Source organism: Streptomyces sp. NRRL B-24085 (assembly GCF_001282115.1).
GTDB lineage: Bacteria > Actinomycetota > Actinomycetes > Streptomycetales > Streptomycetaceae > Streptomyces.
Genome location: NZ_LJBR01000658.1, coordinates 1 through 2,167 on the forward strand (window position 1 = coordinate 1; position 2,167 = coordinate 2,167).

Consider the following 2,167-nt stretch of genomic DNA (forward strand, 5'->3'; position numbering starts at 1 on the left):
TCGACCAGCGGGAACGGCTCCTCACCGGCGCCGGTGAGGGGGTCGACGGCGAGGGACGGCAACACGACGCCGACCCCGGTGAGCGCCTCCCGCAGGGACTCCAGGACTTCTTCGGTGGACCGCACACTCTCCTCCATCGGCACGCTGAGTTGGCAGTTCGCGACACAGCGTGTCCGACACGGCTCTAACCTGGCCATATGGACCAGCCCAACAACCGCACCTGGTGGATGGGGAGTCGCACATGCCGGGACCGAAGGACCTCGACCCGTCGTCCTCACCGAGGGCCCTGCTGGGCGCGGAGCTGCGGCACGCCCGGGAGAAGGCGGGGCTCAGCCAGGAGGAGTTGGGGCAACGGCTGTTCGTGAGCGGGTCGTTCGTGGGGCAGCTGGAGGCGGGTACGCGGCGGATGCAACGGGATGTCGCGCGACAGCTGGACGAGGTGCTGGGGACCGACGGGTTCCTTCAGCGGAACTGCGCGGCGGCGGCCAAGTCCAGGTACCCGGAGCACTTCTCGGAGGTGGCGGAGGCCGAGACCCAGGCCACGGCGATCAGGGAGTACACACCGCTCCTGATCCCCGGACTGCTGCAGACGCCCGCTTATGCACGAGCCGTGAACTGTGCGTACGACCCCACAGCGCCGAAGGAAACCATCGACGAGTGGGTGAACGGCCGGTTGGAGCGGACCCGCCTGCTCGACCATCCAACAAAGCCGCTGTTGTGGGCGGTGCTTGACGAGGCCGCCTTGCGCCGAGAGACCGGTGGCCGGGCGGTGATGGCCGAGGCCCTGCGGCACATCGCCGCCCTGGCACATCGGAGCCGCGTCATGATGCAGGTGTTGCCACTCAGTGCAGGAGCACACGCGGCGATGCAAGGTGCCATGAAACTGATGGAGTTCGAAGACGCCCCTCCGCTGGTCTACTACGAGGGGGTACGCAACGGACGGATGGAGGACGACCCGGCTACCGTCGCCCAACTGAGGTTCACATTTGATCTCCTCGTGGCCTCTGCCCTCTCACCGGAGAACTCCCTGGCCCTGATCGAGGCGTTGGCGCAGGATTATGCCCATGAGGAACAACCCTGAGACTTGGCGCAAGTCGACGTACAGCGGCGGCGGCGGCGACAACTGCCTCGAAGTGGCCGACGGCCACCCCACCGCCATCCCCGTCCGCGACTCCAAGAACCCCCACGGCCCTAAGCTCACGCTCCGGCCCGAATCCTGGTCCGTGTTCGTCAAGGCGGTCATAGAGGTCAGGATCTGACCTATACGACTCCTACCTTGGGCCCATGACCAACACCACGCACGCCATCACGACCAACGAGCGCGCCGACCTGCTGGAGGCGCTGGCCAAGCAGCGGCACTTCCTGCGCTTCACCACTCGCGACCTCACCGACGAGCAGGCCGGGCAGCGGACCACCGTGAGCGAACTGTGTCTCGGCGGTCTGATCAAGCACGTCACGTCGGTGGAACGGAACTGGGTGCGCTTCATCCAGGAGGGCCCGTCGTCGATGGGCGACTTCACCGCCATGACCGAGGACGACTGGGCCCGGCGGGCCGACGAGTTCCGGATGCTGCCCGGCGAGACCCTGGCCGGCGTGCTGGCCGCCTACGCGGAGACGGCCGAGCGGACGGACGAACTGGTCGCCGGCCTGCCCGACCTGGACGCCGCCCATCCGCTGCCCAAGGCGCCCTGGTTCGAGGCGGGGGCCCAGTGGTCGGCCCGCAGGGTGCTGCTGCACATCGTCGCCGAGACCGCCCAGCACGCGGGCCACGCCGACATCGTCCGGGAGGCCCTGGACGGCGCCAAGAGCATGGGCTGACCGGAGCCCCTCCCCGTGCCCCGCAGGTGCAGCAACATCTGCGGGGGCTCGACCCCCTCGTACCCTGAAACCATGAACCACGCCCAGCTCACCGCCCTAGGCCGTGCTCTCCGTCTGCTCGGGGAGCACGGGGACGCCCTCACCGGTGACACCCCGGACGCCAAGCTGCATGAGATGAAGGGCGACCTCAAGCGGGCCCTGGACCTCCTGGAGGACAGCGTCTCCGCCGCTGCCCCCACCACCCGCTGCGCCGAGCACCCGAACGGCCCGGTCGACGAGAACGCCCCCGACCTGTGCCTGCTGTGCGAGACGCGGCGCAGGGCGGCCCGCCGCGCCGAGATCAACGGCC

General features: G+C 68.9%; 3 protein-coding genes and 1 pseudogene. All 4 read left to right on the top strand.

The genetic code is table 11. The features are described 5' to 3' along the window. The first annotated feature begins 241 nt into the window (after positions 1–241). Positions 242–1,081, top strand: a complete 840-nt coding sequence (locus AOJ26_RS40935) for a helix-turn-helix domain-containing protein (protein ID WP_053853387.1) — start codon at positions 242–244, stop codon at positions 1,079–1,081. Continuing rightward, entirely contained in the window at positions 1,065–1,259 is a 195-nt protein-coding gene (locus AOJ26_RS40940; protein ID WP_053853388.1) for a DUF397 domain-containing protein, read from the top strand. Before AOJ26_RS40935 ends, AOJ26_RS40940 begins: the two co-directional genes overlap by 17 nt. Positions 1,260–1,284: 25 nt before the next feature. After that, entirely contained in the window at positions 1,285–1,818 is a 534-nt protein-coding gene (locus AOJ26_RS40945; protein ID WP_053853389.1) for a DinB family protein, read from the top strand. A gap of 72 nt (positions 1,819–1,890) precedes the next feature. Continuing rightward, positions 1,891–2,167: pseudogene (locus AOJ26_RS40950) on the top strand (hypothetical protein); the annotation flags it as partial.

What these genes read in the sequence shown, in the direction of transcription:
- AOJ26_RS40935 (WP_053853387.1), top strand. Translation starts at nt 242, where the DNA reads ATGCCGGGACCGAAGGACCTCGACCCGTCGTCCTCACCGAGGGCCCTG.
- AOJ26_RS40940 (WP_053853388.1), top strand. Translation starts at nt 1,065, where the DNA reads ATGAGGAACAACCCTGAGACTTGGCGCAAGTCGACGTACAGCGGCGGC.
- AOJ26_RS40945 (WP_053853389.1), top strand. Translation starts at nt 1,285, where the DNA reads ATGACCAACACCACGCACGCCATCACGACCAACGAGCGCGCCGACCTG.